Source organism: Acidovorax sp. Q11 (assembly GCF_054950075.1).
In genome coordinates this window covers 90,901-104,747 of sequence record NZ_JBUDZG010000006.1, presented here as the reverse complement: position 1 = coordinate 104,747, position 13,847 = coordinate 90,901, and the positions used below count along the sequence as shown (strand labels likewise).

Here is a 13,847-nt window from a genome sequence, read left to right as displayed (position 1 = left end):
GAAGGAAGGGTGTGAGACACGGGAGGCCTTGCTTAAAAAATGGGGCGTTGCGCTGCGTGGGGACCGGCAGGACCGGTCAAAACAAGGAGCCTTGCGGAGAGTCCGCAGGCCCCGGCGCAGCACGGGCGCGCTCGGGCTTTGCCAGGGCGACCGGCGCAGCGGGGGCGAGAGTATGCCCCACCGCAGGCGCATGGGCGGCCGATGCCCCTCCCGCACTGGGCGCTTCGCCCACTGCCACCAACCGCCCATCGCCTGTGAGGAAAGCGGCGTACACGGCCTCGCCCGGCATCAGCACCGAAACGGCTTCGCGGTAGCGCTGCAGTTGCGCCACCAGCGTCTGCTGGCGCTGGGGCTGGGCGGCGCTTTTGTAATCCAGCACCCACCAGCCTGCCGCTGCGTCGTCGGCATGTGCTGCGCGGCGCAACACCAGGCGGTCGATGCGCAGGCTCTGGCCCTGGTAGTGCAGCGGGGCTTCGTTGATGGCGGTCTGTACCTGGGCTGGGTCCCAGGCCCAGGCCCCCTCCCCGGCCAGGATGCCCTGTGCCATGCGCGCGGCCAGCTCGGCGGCGGCGGGGGTGATGTCATGGTCGCTGGCCAACCGGGCGATGCGCGCAGCAGGCCAGCCGTGGGCACGCAGATCGGCCAGCGGGGCACCGGCCACACCGGCCTGCTCCAGCAGCTGGTGCATGGCATCGCCCTGGCGGGACAGCGGCGTGGAGTCGCCATCGCCGGGCATGGCCACGGGCGTGGCGCCATTGGGGTCGGCGGCTGCAGCACCCGGTTTGGTGCGGGCGCTTTGCAGGGCCTCGGGCAAGGGTTGCAGCGCGGCGATGGTGAAGGTATCGGGGGTCGCCCCGGCCCCGGCGGCAGGTGCCGGGGCCGTGCCCGCGTCCACCTCGGTGACCAGTGGTGCCAGCCGGTTCCACCAACTGCCCGGCGCCGAATTGCTGGGCAACACGGATGACAGCGCCAGGCAGTGTTTCGCGCGCGTCATCGCCACGTAAAGCATGTTCAGCTCCTCGCGGCTGCGGGCCTGCTGCTCAGCGGCCAGCGCGGCTTCGGCACTAGGCGGGGGGGTCGATTCGCTGGCCAGAAAGACGAAGGCCGAGGGCACGGTCTGCTCGCCGGGCCAATCCACCAGCACGCCCATGGTCTCGGCTTTTTGCGGGCGGGTGTCGGTGTCCAGCAGCAGCACGCAGTCGGCTTCCAGCCCCTTGGCGCCGTGCACCGTCAGCAGGCGGATGGCCTGTGCATCGGCCCGGCCGGGCGCGCGCACGCCGCCCTTCTTCATGGCCCGCACAAAGGCATAGGGCGTGAGGTAGCGGCCGCCATCGTGCTGCAGCGATGCGGCCAGCAGCGCGCGCAAGTTGGCCTGTACTGCCTGGCGCTGGGTGACCGGGGCGGCGGCGGCAAAGCGGGCCAGCACATCGCCATGCTCATAGATGGCATGCAGCGCATCGTGCGGCGGCAGGCTGCCCACCCAGGCCTGGTATTGGGTCAAAACAGCCCCTACCGCCTGATGATCATTCCCTGATAGCTCACTTTTTGATAGCAAATCAAGCCAACTGCTGCCCGCATGCTCGCTCTGGCGGCGCAGCGTGGCCAGGGCCACCAGGGCCTCGTCGCCCAGGCCGAACAGGGGCGACTTGAGCGCGCGGGCCAAAGACAAGTCATGTGTGGGCGAAACCAGCACGTCAATCAGCGCCACCATGTCCTGCACCTCGGGCGCGTCGAACAGGTCGGCTTTTTCGGGCTGCACACAGGGCAGATGCAGGGCGCGCAGGGCGTCTTGCATGCTGGCCAGGCGGTCGCGCTTGCGGGCCAGCACCAGCACCTCTTTGGGCGGCGTGCCGCTGACAATCTGCGCGGCCACCCAGGCGGCGGCCTGGGTGCATTCGCGCATGCGCTGGGTTTCTTCGGCCTCGTGGCGGGGTTCGGTCAGGCTGTCGCGCCAGGCCAGGGCGTCGCGGGCTGCGCCTTGGTTGTCGTCGTCCGCATCGGTGATAGCGGGCAGGCGCAGCAACTGGCCGGGGTGTTTGGATTCGGTGGTGTGGTCGCGAAAGCCACTCGTTTCGTGCTGCGCCTGGGCCTCGCCCATCACGGCGTTGACGGCGCCGATCACGCCCTGCGCGTTGCGGCGTGTGTGGTCGCAGCTCAGCAGGTCGCCGCCCAGCCCATCACGCACAAAGGCCTGCGCGGCGATGAACACCTGCGGCTCGGCGCGGCGAAAGCGGTAGATGCTCTGCTTGGGGTCGCCCACGATGAACACGCTGGGCGCGGCAGACCCGCCACCCGAGCCCGCATAGCCCGACAGCCAGGCGTGCAGCGCCTGCCACTGTAGCGGGTTGGTGTCCTGGAACTCATCGACCAGCAGATGGCGGATGCGGGCATCGAGCCGCTCCTGCACCCAGCCTGAGAGGATGGGGTCGGCCAGCATGACCAGGGCGGTGCGCTCCACATCGTTCATGTCCACCCAGCCATGCTGCTGCTTGACGGCGGCAAACTGCGCGATCAGGCAGCGCGCCAGCCGGGCCATGCGCTGCTGATGCTGCCAGGCCTCGTGCTGGCGGCGTGCGGTGAGCAGGCGCTGAAGCTCGGGCTCGGCTTCTTGCGCGGTGGGGAACTTCTCGAGGCTCTTGGAGAGGCGGTCCTCCTTGGCGACGAACATCGCCTTGCGCAGCATGTCCAGGCGCTGGTTCAGGTCTGGGCAGGCCAGCGCGTCGATGATGGCGTCGGCCGCCTTTTGGGGGGTCTTGTTGGTCTCGGCGCCCAGCGCGCTGGCACGGCTGCGCCAGCGCTGAAGAGCAGCGTCGGTCTGCAAGGCATCAGAGGGCTCTGCCAACGCGGCCAGTTCGGGGTAGGCCTGCTGGAACGGCGGCACCGAGGCATCCACCACACCTGCCTCGTCGGCCAGATCGAACTCCACCCGCTTGGCCAGCGCCGCCGCCAGGGCCTTGTGCGTTTGCGAGCGGCCGTGGCGGGCCACCACGGCTTCGTAGTCGGCGCGCAGGCTGGCGCTCTCAGCCACAGTCTGCAAGAACGGGGGCCACACCTCGCGCACGGCCTCGGCATCGTCTTCGAGCAGCTCAAAGTGCGCGGGCAGGCCTTGTTGTTGCAGCAGCGCCAGCGGCGCCGTGCCCAGGAGCGCGGCAAACCAGCTGTGGAAGGTGCGGATTTGCACCGGGCGGCCCGCAGTGAGCAGCTGGCGGTATAGATTTTGTAGCGCCTCGCGCTTTTCCAGTGCGCCCTGGGGGCTGATTCCCCTTGCAATCAGCTCGGCCGTGAGTTCCTCCAGCGGCTTGTGGCTGAATTGCTCCAGCCACTCCTGCAAACGCTGGCGCATCTCCCCGGCCGCCTTCTTGGTGAAGGTGATGGCCAGGATCTCGTGCGGCGCGCAGCCGTCGAGCAGCGCGCGCAGCATGCGCGAAACCAGCATCCAGGTCTTGCCCGCACCGGCGCAGGCCTCCACGGCCACGCTGCGCGCGGGGTCGCAGGCAATGGCGTAGAAGGCCTCGCGCGAGACGGGACGGCCGTTGTGTTCGTAAGCGGCCTGGGTGGATTGTGGAATGCTGACGGTCATGGCGTCTCTTGCGCGGGCAACGCCTGTTCAGCGTCCGCCCAGTAGTCTTTGCGGCACAGGCCACGCACGGCGCAGTAGTCACACACCGAGCCCTCCCCCAGCGCGGGCAGCGGCGCACCGGCGGCGATGCGGGCCATGTCGTGCTGGATGCCTTCGATCAGCACATCGCGCAGGTGCACCACTTCGTCCTGTTCGTGCATTTGCGTCTCGCCACGCTCGCCCACGTTGACGTAGGCAGCGCGCAGGGTGTCGTGGCTCAGCAGGGCGGCGTAGAAGGCCAGTTGCGTGTCCTCCGCCCCGGACTTGATGCGCTGGCGGGTCACGCTGTCGCTTTCGGTTTTGTAGTCGATCACCAGCACCGTGGGCTCGCCGGTGGACGAGACGCCATCGATGCGGTCGAGGGTGCCAACCAGCTCCAGGTCACCCAGCGGCTGGCGCGACTTGACCTCGGCCTGGCGGAAGCTGGCGCCCTGCTGCTCATGCCCGGCCAGCCACTGCAGATAGCCATCGCGCAGTTGCGCCCAGCCAGCGGCAAAGGGCAGGAAGTCGCCGTCTTGCAACCGCTGCTCGTGGGTGACAGCCTCGGCGGCGGCGTCCATGCGGGCGCGGCGCTCCTCCGCGTGGTCGGTCGGGTCGGCCAGCAAAGCCTCGTGAAACTGCTGCAGTACCGCGTGCAGCCAGGTGCCAAAGTCGCGCTTGTCCACCTCGGCGTCCAGCTCGTCGGCCTCGCGCAGGCCCAGTTGGCGCTGGGCAAAGAAGCGGTAGGGGCAGTGGCGCAGGTCGGAATACGCGGTGGACGACAGGTGTTCCACCGGCAGCGCCTGGCCCACGGGCTGGGGGCGCAGCGTGGGCGTGGCAGCCACTGCGCGGGCCGCACGGTCGTCCGTGCCGGGTATAGCGGCGCCATCCAGTTGCAGGGCCAGCACCAGGGCGCTGGCCAGCAGGGGCTCGCCGCCCTCGTCGCCGGTGCGCCACAGCACATCCACCACGGGCGTGCGCAGGGCGTGGGCCCAGGCTGCCCGCTGGGCGGCCTCCAACGACTGGCGTGTGGGCAGGCCCCAGGCCTCGCGCTGGGCCTGCGACCAGTCGCCTGATGGTTCAGGTGCGGCTTGCAAACGCTTTTCATCGCAGCCCGGCAGCACGGCGGCGGCAAAGGGGCGGGCCAGCAGCTGGGGCAGCGGCAGCACAACCACGGGGGCATCGGCCGCCTGCGCGGCCACATAGCGCCCGGCTTCAAGCACGTCTTTGACCCAGCGGGTGAACTCGGCCAGCGCCATGCGGCGGCCCGCGCTGTCGCCCCAGGCGTCCAGCTCGGCCTGCTGGCCGTCTTGCAGGCGCAGGGCCGCCAGCACGCGCATGCCAGCCGGGTCGGCCTGCAGGGCTTGCCACTGGCCGACTTGCTCCAGCACAGCGCGCAGGGCGAGCAGCCACTGCGCCAGCGGGCGCGCAGTGCACAGGGTGTCGCGCCAGGCCTCCACGGTGGCCACGGTGCGGGCCAGGTGGGGCTGGGCGCTCAGGTCGCGGGCGGCGGCAGCGCTCCAGTGCTGCACCACGCCCTTGCGCAGCCATTGCTCCAGGCGGTTCACCTCGCCCGACATCAGCGCAGGGGTGTGTTTGATCCAGTCCAGCACTACGTTGGAAGAGGCGTTCCACGCCGCAGCCTGCAGCGTGGCCATGACCCGCGAAGCGGCGCGTGTGGTCGAGAGAATCCAGCCACTTTCATCGCGCACCAGCACACCGCTGCTGTCCAGGTGGGCCAGCACGCGGCGGATCAACGCCCGGTCGGTAGCAGCCAGCGCCACGGGCACCCGGCCATCGCGCACATGGGCCAACACGCGGGCGGCGGCGCGGTGGGCTTCGTCTTCGGCATCGGTGGCGGCATGCAGAGCGCGGTGGGGTGGCGCCAGAGCTTCATCGACCAATGCTGGCAGTGCAACGCAAGCCCCCTGCTCGCCCCAATGGGCCAGCAGGGCCTGGGGCAGCGCGTCGGATTGAAAACCTTCGAGTACCACCAGCGCATCCACCGCCGCGCGCACACCAGGCTCGAACAGCACATCGGTGGCGTAGCGCGAGGCCAGCACCCATTCCAGCGCCAGGCGCGCCACCAGGGCTTCGTAATGCAGGCTGCTGCCCTCGTCGGCGGTAGCCAGCAGTTTGCGGGCCTCGTCGCCCCAGGCGGCGCGTTGCGCGGGGGGCACAGCGGCCACGGCGGGAGCCAGTTGGGCGGCGGCTTCTTGCAAGGGCGTAGCCAGCATCTCGCGCTGGGCGCCCTGCCCCACACGATCGAGCAAGGCGCGGGCCGTGAGGGTGTCGCGCGCCACGTCGCCCGCAAAGTCGTCGGCCGAAGGCTCAAACACCTGTAACTGTCGCGCCCAGTTGCGGGTGGTTTCAAAGCGCGGCGCAAAGCCTTGCGGAAACTGCAGCGCCCAGTGGCGCTGGGCCCAGGGCATGAGCTGGGCGTAGGGCACCAGCACCACGGTGCGTGCCAGGTGGGCACCCTGGGCGCAGGCATGGGCGGCCACCTGGGCCAATGCGCGCTGCCACAGGCCCATGCTCCAGCCTGCGCCATGATCGCTTTTCGCTATGACAGTCATAGCGTCGCAAGCCCCGGCCATACCGGTGAATGGGGGATTGGTTTCTGTCACAATGCCCTGACTTTAAACGTACACCGGTCTCAACCCGCCCAATATCAAGGAATCCGCCATGGCCAGCGAACTCATCAAACATGTCTCTGACGCCAGTTTTGAAGCCGACGTGCTCCAACCCGGCTCCGCCGTGCTGGTGGACTACTGGGCCGAGTGGTGCGGCCCCTGCAAGATGATTGCCCCCATCCTGGACGAAGTCGCAGGCACCTACCAAGGCAAGCTGCAGATCGCCAAGATGAATGTGGACGAAAACCGCGAGATCCCCGCCAAGTTCGGCATCCGCGGCATCCCCACCCTGATGTTGTTCAAGGATGGCCAACTGGCCGCCACCAAGGTCGGCGCGATGAGCAAGGCGCAACTGACCGCCTTCATCGATCAGCAACTGGCCTGATCCCCCAAGCCCCGCTGGTGCGCTGCCTGCGGGGCATTTTTTTGGGTGCATCTGGCGTGCACGCGGCGCCAGAGTGCCGGTGCAAGCATCGGCCCATAGCACACTCCTGAAGCACCTGCTTTTTTTCCTGTCATAATTCCTCTCGATCACCGGCCTGCACGCATTGGCAGCCGGACCAAGATCCCCGGCGGGCCGGGCCTGCAAACAGCAGCCCTTCCGGCACCAGCCCCCTCCCCCAAGATTCTTACCAGCTCCGCCAAGGAGTCATTCCATGCACTTAAACGAACTCAAGGCACTGCACGTGTCTGAAGTCCTGAAGCAAGCCGAAGAACTCGAAATCGAAAACACGGGTCGGATGCGCAAACAGGAGCTGATGTTTGCCATCATCAAGAAGCGCGCCAAGGCGGGCGAGCAGGTGTTTGCGGATGGCGTGCTGGAAATCCTGCCTGACGGCTTCGGCTTCTTGCGCAGCCCTGACACCAGCTTCACGGCGAGTACGGACGACATCTACATCAGCCCCAGCCAGGTGCGCCGCTTCAACCTGCATACCGGCGACATGATTGAAGGCGAAGTACGCACGCCCAAGGACGGCGAGCGCTACTTTGCTCTGACCAAGCTCGACGCCGTCAACGGCGGCCCACCGGAGCAGAACAAGCACAAGGTGATGTTCGAAAACCTGACGCCCCTGTTCCCCAAGGAGCAGATGCGCCTGGAACGCGAGATCAAGGGCGAAGAGAACATCACCGGCCGCATCATCGACATCATCGCCCCCATCGGCCGCGGCCAGCGCGCGCTGATCGTGGCACCGCCCAAGAGCGGCAAGACGGTGATGATGCAGCACATCGCCCACGCCATCACGGCCAACAACCCCGACGTGCACCTGATGGTGCTGCTGGTGGACGAGCGCCCCGAAGAAGTGACCGAAATGCAGCGCACGGTGAAGGGCGAAATCATCGCCTCCACCTTCGACGAGCCCGCCGCCCGCCACGTGCATGTGGCCGAGATGGTGATCGAGCGCGCCAAGCGCCTGGTTGAACTGAAGAAGGATGTGGTGATCCTGCTGGACTCCATCACCCGCCTGGCCCGCGCCTACAACAACGTCGTGCCGTCGAGCGGCAAGGTGCTGTCCGGCGGTGTGGATGCCGCTGCGCTGCAGCGCCCCAAGCGCTTCTTCGGCGCCGCCCGCAAGGTCGAGGAAGGTGGCTCGCTCACCATCATCGCCACCGCGCTGGTCGACACCGGCAGCCGCATGGACGAAGTGATCTTTGAAGAATTCAAGGGCACGGGCAACTGCGAAATCCACCTGAACCGCCGCCTGTACGAGAAGCGCGTGTTCCCCGCCATTGAGCTCAACAAGAGCGGCACGCGCCGCGAAGAGCTGCTGCTGGCGCCCGAGATCCTGCAAAAGACCCGCATCCTGCGCCAGTTCATGTACAACATGGACGAGATCGAGTCGATGGAACTCATGATCAAGAACATGAAGGCCACAAAAACGAATGTGGACTTCTTCGACATGATGCGGCGCGGGGGCTGACTCTCGGCCTATGCCATAATAGAGAGCTTTTTCTGCGGAAAGTACGCTGGATGTTCCACGGCGCAAAGGTTGCACCGGGTCCCGCACGGCTCCCGCACTTGACAAGGATTGATCATGAAAGAAGGCATTCACCCCAACTACCGCGAAGTCCTGTTCTCGGACCTGTCCAACGGTTTCAAGTTCGTGACCCGTTCGTGCGTGAACACGAAGGAAACCGAGACCTTCGAAGGCAAGGAATACCCGCTGTTCAAGCTGGACACCTCTTCTGAATCGCACCCCTTCTACACCGGCACGCAAAAGTCCGTGGACAACATGGGTGGCCGCGTGGAGCGCTTCCGCAACCGTTTCGGCAAGACCGCAGCGAAGTAATTCGCCTCCTGCGTTCCCGCCAAAAAGGCAGCCCGGGCAACCGGGCTGCCTTTTTCTTTGTTTTTGCCCTTATTCTCGGTGGCTCTTCGCATTGCTGCCCACTGACGCGTGACCCCACCCACCCCTGCCATCGTTACCCAGAATGCCGTAAGCCCGCTTCCACGCTGGGCATTGCTGCTGCTGTGCATTGCCTATGTGGTGCCGGGCTTTGTCGGGCGTGACCCCTGGAAGAATGCCGATGTCACGGCGTTTGGCTACATGCTGGAACTGGCCCAGGGCCGCACGCCATGGCTCTCCCCCCTGCTGGGTGGCATGCCACCTGAAACCGAGGGACTGCTGCCCTACTGGCTGGGTGCCTGGGCCATGCAGATCGCACCCTCCTGGCTGTCGGTCGAGATGGCCGTGCGCATTCCGTTTGCCGGGCTGCTGGCCCTCACACTCATCGCGACCTGGTACGGTGTGTACTACCTGGCGCGCAGCCCGGGAGCCCAGCCCGTGGCGTTTGCGTTTGGTGGCGAGGCCCCCCCGCTTGACTATGCCCGTGCGATTGCCGATGGCGCACTGCTGGCCTTGATCGCCTGCCTGGGGCTGGCCCAGCTGTCGCACGAAACCACCAGCTATCTGGTGCAGCTCAGCTGCACTGCGCTGCTCTTTTTTGCCGTGGCCGCCATGCCCCACCGCACCGTGGCACCTGCCGTGGCGCTGGTGGTGGGCCTGCTCGGGCTGACGCTGGCGGGGGCACCCGCCCTGGCCGCGATGCTGGGCATCGGCAGCATGGCGCTGGTGGTGCTGGCCCCTGGCAGCAGCACCGACCGCCGCTGGCCCTGGGCGCTGGGCCTGCTGGCCGTCACGCTGCTGGCGGCCTGGGCAGCCTGGGCGCTGGACCTGTGGCGCTGGCGCATTGTGGGTGGTGGTGCGGGTGGGAAGGAATGGCAAAGCCTGGTGCGCCTGCTGATATGGTTTGGCTGGCCCGCCTGGCCGCTGGCGCTATGGACCCTGTGGCGCTGGCGCAAGCAGATCGTGAGCCGCCAGGGCCACCGGCACCTGCTGCTGCCCCTGGGCTTCACGGTCGTGTCGATCGCCGCCACCCTCACCACCCAGCCTGCGGACCGCGCCCTGTTACTAGGCCTGCCCGCACTGGCCGCGCTGGCCGCGTTTGCGCTGCCCACCCTGCGCCGCAGCGTGGGTGCCCTGATCGACTGGTTCACACTGCTGTTCTTCACCGTGTCAGCGCTGGCGATCTGGGTGATCTGGATCGCCATGCAGACCGGCGTGCCCGCCAAGCCCGCCGCCAATGTGGCCAAGCTGGCTCCGGGCTTTGTGCCCCAGTTTTCAGCCCTGGCGCTGGCGGTGGCGCTGGCTGCCACCGTGGGCTGGTGTGGGCTGGTCTGGTGGCGCGCGTCCCGCAACCGTGCCCCGATCTGGAAGAGCCTGGTGCTGCCCGCCGGGGGCGCCGCCCTGGGCTGGGTGCTGCTGATGACGCTGTGGCTGCCGCTGCTGGACTACGCGCGCAGCTACACCCCCCAGGTGCGCAGCGTATTGGCAGCAATGGGGCCCGAGCCTGGATGTATTCAGACGGTGGGGCTGAGCCGCGCCCAGGTGGCCGCGCTGCAGTACCACGGCCAGCTCTCGCTACAACGGGCGGGCCTGCAGGACGAATGCCTGTGGCTGCTGGCAGACATTGCGTCCTGGCCCGCGTCCGAGCGCATGGTCAACGCTGCCTTGTGGGAGCTCAAGGCCACCCTGCCCCGCCCCACCGACAAGAACGACCACCTGCTGCTGCTGCGCCGCAAAGGCCCGGCGCACTGATGTCCGAGCGCTCCACCATCACCCGGCATGCCCTCACGGTGCTGGCCGGGCAACTGGCTGTCATGGCCTTTGGCGTGACGGACACCATCGTGGCCGGCCGCTACAGCGAAGCCTCGCTGGCCGCGCTGTCAGTAGGGTCGGCCATCTTCATCAGCGTGTATGTGGCGCTGATTGGTGTGCTGCAGGCGCTGTTGCCCGTGTGGGCAGAACAGCGCGGCGCACGCGAAACCGAGGGGGTGGGCCGCTCACTGCGCCAGGCCCTGTACCTGTGTGGTGCCGCCTCGGTGGCGGGCATGGCCATCCTGCTCTCGCCCGGGCCCATCCTGCGCTGGACCGATGTGCCAGCCGCCCTGCAGCCCGACGTGGAGAACTACCTGGCCGTGCTGGCGCTCGCGCTGCCCCCGGCCCTGCTGTTCCGCATCTACAGCACCCTGAACCAGGCCCTGGGCAGGCCCCAGCTGGTGACCTGGCTGCAGGTGGGCTCGCTGTTCATCAAGCTGCCGCTGTCGGTGTGGTTCACGTTTGGCGGTGCGGGCCTGCCCGCGCAGGGCGTGGTGGGCTGCGCCTGGGCCACGCTGGTCGTCAACTGCAGCATGCTGGCCTTGGCCATCTGGCTGCTGCGCACCCAGGACCTCTACGAACCCCTGGGCCTGTGGCGGCGTATGGAGCCGCCCCACTGGCCCACCATAGCAGGCTTTGCGCGGCTGGGCATTCCGGCGGGCCTGGCGGTGATGGTCGAGGTGACGTCATTCACGCTGATGGCTCTTTTCATCGCACGCCAGGGCACCACGGCATCTGCAGCGCACCAGATTGCAGCCAATCTGGCGGCCGTGCTCTACATGGTGCCGCTGTCATTGGCCATCGCCACCAGCGCGCGCGTCAGCTACTGGCTGGGTGCAGGCAACCCGGCGCAGGCGCGCAAGGTGGTTTTTATAGGTTTTAAGCTCTCTGCGCCCGCTGGTATTGCCTTTTCAGCTATATTATTGATAGCAAAAGATCATATAGGGAGTGTGTACTCGGCCAACGCCAGCGTGGTGGCGATGACCGGGGGCGTGCTGGTGTGGGTCGCCGCCTACCACGCGGCCGACGCGCTGCAGACCCTGTGTGTGTTTGTGCTGCGCTGCTACCGCGTCACCCTGGCCCCACTGGCCGTGTACTGCACCCTGCTGTGGGGTGCGGGCCTGGGCGGTGGCTACTGGCTGGCCTACGCTGACCACGGCCCCTGGGCGCAGGCCCCTTCGCCCACCCTGTTCTGGGCGGCCAGCGCCGTTGCTCTTGTGGTCACCGCCGCCCTGTTCATGGCCATGCTCTGGCGGGCCATCACCCCGGCAGGGCAAAACCACGCAGCCGGTTTGCCGGGAAGGTGACCGAAAACACCGAGCCCTTGCCCAGGGTGCTGGAAATGTCGAGCGTGGCGCCGTGGCGCTGCAGCACATGCTTGACGATGGCCAGCCCCAGGCCCGTGCCGCCCGTCTCGCGCGAGCGGCTGCGGTCCACACGGTAAAAACGCTCCGTCAGGCGCGGAATGTGTTCGGGCGCAATGCCGGGGCCGGTGTCCTGCACAGAAAACACGGCACCGCCGTCTTCCTTGCGCGCCCACACCACGGCAATGGAGCCGCCGGCGGGCGTGTAACGCACGGCGTTGTTGACCAGGTTGGACAAGGCGCTTTGCAACTCGGTGGGCACACCGGCAATCTCGCCCTCGCTGCGCAAGGCCTCGGCTGCCGGGAAGCGAATCTCGTGCGTGCGTTGCTGGTTCTGCGTGAGCAGCGCCGACAACGCCCGGCCCTCTTCCTCGCAGCGCTGCATCAGCGACTGCACGGGCGTCCATTCGGCCATGCCGGGCAGCGGGCTGCCCTCCAGACGCGACAGCGTGAGCAGGTCCTGCACCACGCTTTGCATGCGCTGGGCCTGCTGCGCCATCATGCCCAGATAGCGGGAACGCTCATCGGAACTCAGGGGCAGGGTCTGCAGGGTTTCGACAAAACCCGTGAGCACGGTGAGGGGTGTGCGGATCTCGTGCGACACGTTGGCCACGAAGTCGCGTCGCATGGCGTCGGCCTGCTCCAGCGCCGTGACGTCGCGTGAAAGCAATAGGGTGCGCCCGTCACCATACGGATGCAGGTGCACCGAGATACGCACCGGACGCGAGGGCGTGCTCAGCCGCCCCTCCAGCACCACGTCGCTGGAGAAATCCTTGGCCGCGAAGTAGGCCGTGAACTCGGGGTTGCGTAACAGGTTGCCAATGGACTGCATCACATCGCGCTGGGCATCAAAGCCAAACTGGCTTGCCGCCATCTGGTTGCACCATTCGATGCGGCCTTGCGTATCGAGCAGCACCACGCCGTTGGGCGAGGCCTGCAGCGCCGCCAGGATCTCCTGCAGCCGGTCCTGGCTGTCTCGGACAAGCGCCTCCTGCCGGCGCAGCAGGCGCCGAGCGCGGTCCGCCGCCTCGCCCCAGATGCCGCGCATGGCAGGCACATCCGACAGGTCACCCGTACGCAGCCAGCGCAGCACGCGCACGCCGCGCAGCAGATCCCAAACAAACCAGGCCCAGCCCGCCAGCGCGGCTCCGAGGGCTGCGCCCCAAGGGCCGCCCTCCCACCAGCCCAGCCCCCCACCCGCAATCTGCCAGAGCAGGAAATACGTTATTCGCCACAGCATGCGCTCAGCAAAGCCTTTTCAAAAACACCAGGGGCGCAACGCGTGCGCCCCGTTTACAACACAAGGAGAACCGGCTCAGACGGTGTGCAGGAACCCTGCCCGCCCGGGGCACGGGCCAGCTGGGTTCGTTCACACCGCTTCAGGCCTGCTGCAATTGCACCTGTGGCTGTGCCGTGAGCCGGTAGCCAGCGCCCCGCACGGTTTCCACCATCACCGATGCGCCGCCCAGCGCCTCGCGCAGGCGCTTCACATGCACATCCACCGTGCGCTCTTCAATGAACACGTGGTCGCCCCACACCTTGTCCAGCAGCTGCGACCGGCTGTGCACACGCTCGGCGTGTTTCATCAAGAAGTGCAGCAGCTTGAATTCGGTGGGCCCCACCTTCAGGGGCTGCGCCTGAAACGACACGCGGTAGGTCGCTGCATCGAGCACCAGCTCGCCAATCGTCACGCTGTCACTCACCTGCTCAGGGGCGCGGCGGCGCAGCACGGCGCGGATGCGTGCCAGCAGTTCCTGCGTGGAGAACGGCTTGGTGATGTAGTCGTCGGCACCGGCGTCCAGGCCCGCCACCTTGTCCGGCTCGTCGCCACGGGCGGTGAGCATCAGAATAGGGATGGGCTTGGTGCGGCTGTCAGCGCGCCATTTGCGGGCCAGTGACAGGCCACTTTGGCCGGGCAGCATCCAGTCCAGCAGGATGACGTCCGGCAGCACGGCGTCGAGCTCGCGCTGAGCGGAGTCGCCGTCTTCTGCCCAGAAAGGCTGGAATCCGTTGTGGCGCAGATTGACAGCAATCAGCTCGGCAATCGCGGGTTCGTCCTCGACGATGAGGACGCGTGGGAGCTTTCTCATGGTAT

The 13,847-nt window shown here is 67.3% G+C and carries 9 protein-coding genes; 5 read left to right on the top strand and 4 right to left on the bottom strand.

Going from position 1 to position 13,847, the window contains the following annotated elements:
- Nucleotides 1-76: 76 nt before the first annotated feature.
- Together ACYZGB_RS07475 and ACYZGB_RS07470 are read right to left on the bottom strand one after the other, a co-directional pair.
- The gene (locus ACYZGB_RS07475; protein WP_462387620.1) at nucleotides 77-3,580 is read right to left on the bottom strand and encodes a UvrD-helicase domain-containing protein; all 3,504 of its coding nucleotides are present in this window, start codon (nucleotides 3,578-3,580) and stop codon (nucleotides 77-79) included.
- Nucleotides 3,577-6,174 (bottom strand): PD-(D/E)XK nuclease family protein, encoded by a 2,598-nt coding sequence (locus tag ACYZGB_RS07470; RefSeq protein WP_462387619.1) that lies wholly within the window; start codon nucleotides 6,172-6,174, stop codon nucleotides 3,577-3,579. The genes ACYZGB_RS07475 and ACYZGB_RS07470 overlap by 4 nt, the downstream gene beginning before the upstream one ends.
- 109 nt (nucleotides 6,175-6,283) lie before the next feature.
- On the opposite strand from ACYZGB_RS07470, the gene trxA reads away from it, so the two are divergent.
- The 5 genes from trxA to ACYZGB_RS07445 all read left to right on the top strand — a co-directional run bounded on the left by trxA (nucleotide 6,284) and on the right by ACYZGB_RS07445 (nucleotide 11,695).
- Nucleotides 6,284-6,616 (top strand): thioredoxin TrxA, encoded by a 333-nt coding sequence (trxA, locus tag ACYZGB_RS07465; protein ID WP_008906761.1) that lies wholly within the window; start codon nucleotides 6,284-6,286, stop codon nucleotides 6,614-6,616.
- A gap of 271 nt (nucleotides 6,617-6,887) precedes the next feature.
- Nucleotides 6,888-8,150 carry a transcription termination factor Rho gene (gene rho, locus ACYZGB_RS07460; RefSeq protein ID WP_063459546.1) on the top strand — a complete coding sequence of 421 codons (1,263 nt, stop codon included), beginning with the start codon at nucleotides 6,888-6,890 and terminating at the stop codon, nucleotides 8,148-8,150.
- A 114-nt stretch (nucleotides 8,151-8,264) separates the two neighbouring features.
- Entirely contained in the window at nucleotides 8,265-8,519 is a 255-nt protein-coding gene (locus tag ACYZGB_RS07455; RefSeq protein WP_056163725.1) for a type B 50S ribosomal protein L31, read from the top strand.
- A gap of 108 nt (nucleotides 8,520-8,627) precedes the next feature.
- Nucleotides 8,628-10,328: a hypothetical protein gene (locus ACYZGB_RS07450; RefSeq protein WP_462387618.1), complete on the top strand. Its 1,701-nt coding sequence runs from the start codon at nucleotides 8,628-8,630 to the stop codon at nucleotides 10,326-10,328.
- Nucleotides 10,328-11,695: an MATE family efflux transporter gene (locus ACYZGB_RS07445; RefSeq protein ID WP_462387617.1), complete on the top strand. Its 1,368-nt coding sequence runs from the start codon at nucleotides 10,328-10,330 to the stop codon at nucleotides 11,693-11,695. The genes ACYZGB_RS07450 and ACYZGB_RS07445 overlap by 1 nt, the downstream gene beginning before the upstream one ends.
- Here the strand turns inward: ACYZGB_RS07445 and phoR are convergent.
- Nucleotides 11,649-12,992 (bottom strand): phosphate regulon sensor histidine kinase PhoR, encoded by a 1,344-nt coding sequence (gene phoR / locus ACYZGB_RS07440; RefSeq protein ID WP_462387616.1) that lies wholly within the window; start codon nucleotides 12,990-12,992, stop codon nucleotides 11,649-11,651. The genes ACYZGB_RS07445 and phoR overlap by 47 nt on opposite strands.
- Before the next feature lie 139 nt (nucleotides 12,993-13,131).
- On the bottom strand, nucleotides 13,132-13,842 hold the full coding sequence (gene phoB / locus ACYZGB_RS07435; RefSeq protein ID WP_108616849.1) for a phosphate regulon transcriptional regulator PhoB: 711 nt from the start codon (nucleotides 13,840-13,842) through the stop codon (nucleotides 13,132-13,134).
- Nucleotides 13,843-13,847 lie beyond the last annotated feature (5 nt).

Coding starts and splice junctions, on each gene's coding strand:
- ACYZGB_RS07475 (WP_462387620.1), bottom strand. CDS start 3,580: ATGACCGTCAGCATTCCACAATCCACCCAGGCCGCTTACGAACACAAC.
- ACYZGB_RS07470 (WP_462387619.1), bottom strand. CDS start 6,174: ATGACTGTCATAGCGAAAAGCGATCATGGCGCAGGCTGGAGCATGGGC.
- trxA (WP_008906761.1), top strand. CDS start 6,284: ATGGCCAGCGAACTCATCAAACATGTCTCTGACGCCAGTTTTGAAGCC.
- rho (WP_063459546.1), top strand. CDS start 6,888: ATGCACTTAAACGAACTCAAGGCACTGCACGTGTCTGAAGTCCTGAAG.
- ACYZGB_RS07455 (WP_056163725.1), top strand. CDS start 8,265: ATGAAAGAAGGCATTCACCCCAACTACCGCGAAGTCCTGTTCTCGGAC.
- ACYZGB_RS07445 (WP_462387617.1), top strand. CDS start 10,328: ATGTCCGAGCGCTCCACCATCACCCGGCATGCCCTCACGGTGCTGGCC.
- phoR (WP_462387616.1), bottom strand. CDS start 12,992: ATGCTGTGGCGAATAACGTATTTCCTGCTCTGGCAGATTGCGGGTGGG.
- phoB (WP_108616849.1), bottom strand. CDS start 13,842: ATGAGAAAGCTCCCACGCGTCCTCATCGTCGAGGACGAACCCGCGATT.